The sequence below is a fragment of the Dietzia sp. HMSC21D01 genome (genome assembly GCF_001815995.1).
Classification (GTDB): domain Bacteria; phylum Actinomycetota; class Actinomycetes; order Mycobacteriales; family Mycobacteriaceae; genus Dietzia; species Dietzia cinnamea.
In genome coordinates, this window is record NZ_KV824111.1 from 1 (window position 1) to 2,030 (window position 2,030).

Here is a 2,030-nt window from a genome sequence, read left to right on the forward strand (position 1 = left end):
GAGCCCCGGCCCGCCGCGGAGGCCGCCGACCGTCGTCGGCGCGCCGGCGCCGTGGTGGGTGTGCTGGCCGCCCTCGCCGTGCTCGCACACGCGCAGGGCATCCCCGACCACCTGCACGACGAGATCCGGCTGGCCTACACCGACACGGACGGCCACGGCGAGCGGGCCGACCGCTACCCGCCCGGCCCCGAGTCCCACTACGCCGAGGTCGACCGCGTCATCCTGGAGTCGTTCCCCGGCCGTGACCGGACCGACCTCGTCGTCGCCAGCACCGCCGACGCGTTCCTGGCCTACCACCCGTACTTCGCCTACCAGGCCGTCACCTCGCACTACGCCAACCCGCTGGGGCGGTACGCCGACCGCAACGCGTCCATGGTCGCGTGGCAGGACGCCACCAGCGGCGACGAGCTGTTCGCGATGATGCGCTCCACGCCGTGGCGCGGCCCCGACGCGATCGTCACGCGCCGGTCGGGCGACGGCTTCACCCTGCGCCTGGCCGAGGACACCTACCCCAACGACCCCAACGTCCGCCGCTTCGGCGTCACCATCCCCGGCGAGGCCGTCGAGGGGGACCACTTCGAGGTCCACGACGTGGGTCCGTTCGCCGTGATCACGGTGCGGTGAGGAGGCTGTGCGGTGATCAGGCGATGACAGCGGAGCGAACGGGAACCGTGGGACGGGGCGACGACGACGAGGTGCACGACACCGACGTCGAGCGTCCCCTCGGTCTGCACCCGTACCCCGGCATGGACCGCGACCGCCGGTGGGCGGTCATCACCGGCTTCCTCGGGGCGGTCCTGGCGATCCTCGCCGGGTTCCTCCCCGTGCACCAGGACACCACGCGGGTGCAGTGGACGGCCGGGCCCGACTACGCCTCGGTCACCGCCCCGCTCGTCTCCGGGCGACCGCTCGACCTCACCATCACCGCACCGTGCGCGCCGCTGGCGCAGGTCCCCGAGAACACGATCGTGTTCTCCACCCTGCCGGAGGGCGCCCCCGGGCGGATCTCCGACGGGCTGGTGGTCCAGCGCGCCGAGGACGCGGCCGGCGACCCGGTCATCGAGGTGGCGGTACGCAACATCACGCTGCTGTCGGTGCCGCTGTCCACCCTGCGTGACCCCGCGTGCGAGACGCTGAACGTGCGCGCCGAGACGGGCATCCTCGTCGCCGAGTTCACCGGCCTCGAGCGCGACCCCGACGACGCCGACGACGCGGTCCGCGCCGCCGTCCCGGGGACCATGCGCCCGCAGGTCACCGGGGTCTTCACCGACCTCACGCCCGTGACCGCGCCCGACGGCCTCGGCGAGTCCACGGTCGAGGTCACCGTCGACTCCCGGTACTCCTCCAGCCCCACCGCGCTCAAACTGGTGCTCATGGTGATCGGGGTGCTCGCCACCCTCGCCTCCGTGGTGTTCCTGCACCGCCTCGACGGCATCGACGGCCGCTCGCACCGCCGCTTCGTCCCGCGGTCCTGGTCGCGACTGTCCGGGGTCGACGGGGTCGTCATCGGCGTCCTGGGCTTCTGGCACCTCGTGGGCGCCAACACCTCCGACGACGGCTACCTGCTCACCATGGCCCGCTCGGCCGGGCCCAGCGGGTACATGGCCAACTACTTCCGCTGGCTCGGCTCCCCCGAGTCCCCGGTCGGCTGGTACTACGAGATCCTGCGCGTGTTCGCCGAGATCTCCACCGCCAGCCCGTGGATGCGGCTGCCCACCCTGCTGTGCGGCATCCTGTCGTGGCTCATCATCAGCCGCGAGGTCGTGCCCCGGCTGGGCCGCCTCGCCCGCACCTGGCGCGGACCGCGCTGGACCGGCGCCGCCCTGTTCCTGGCCTTCTGGATGGCGTTCAACAACGGGCTACGGCCCGAGCCGGTGATCGCGCTCGGCGCCCTGCTCACGTGGTCGCTGGTCGAGCGGTCCATCGCCACCCGCCGGCTCGTGCCCGGCGTCGCGGCGATCGGCGTGGCCGCGTTCTCCCTCGGTGCCGGCCCCACCGGGCTCATGTGCGTCGCGGCGCTCGCGGCGGGC

At 73.4% G+C, this 2,030-nt stretch carries 2 protein-coding genes; both read left to right on the top strand.

All coding sequences use genetic code 11. From position 1 onward, the window contains the following. Positions 1–624, top strand: a 624-nt coding sequence (locus tag HMPREF3086_RS15930; RefSeq protein WP_168169109.1) for an arabinofuranosyltransferase, incomplete at its 5' end; no start/stop codon positions are given. Positions 625–647: 23 nt separating this feature from the next. Continuing rightward, a partial coding sequence (locus HMPREF3086_RS15935) for an arabinosyltransferase domain-containing protein (protein WP_210401889.1) occupies positions 648–2,030 on the top strand: 1,383 nt, incomplete at its 3' end.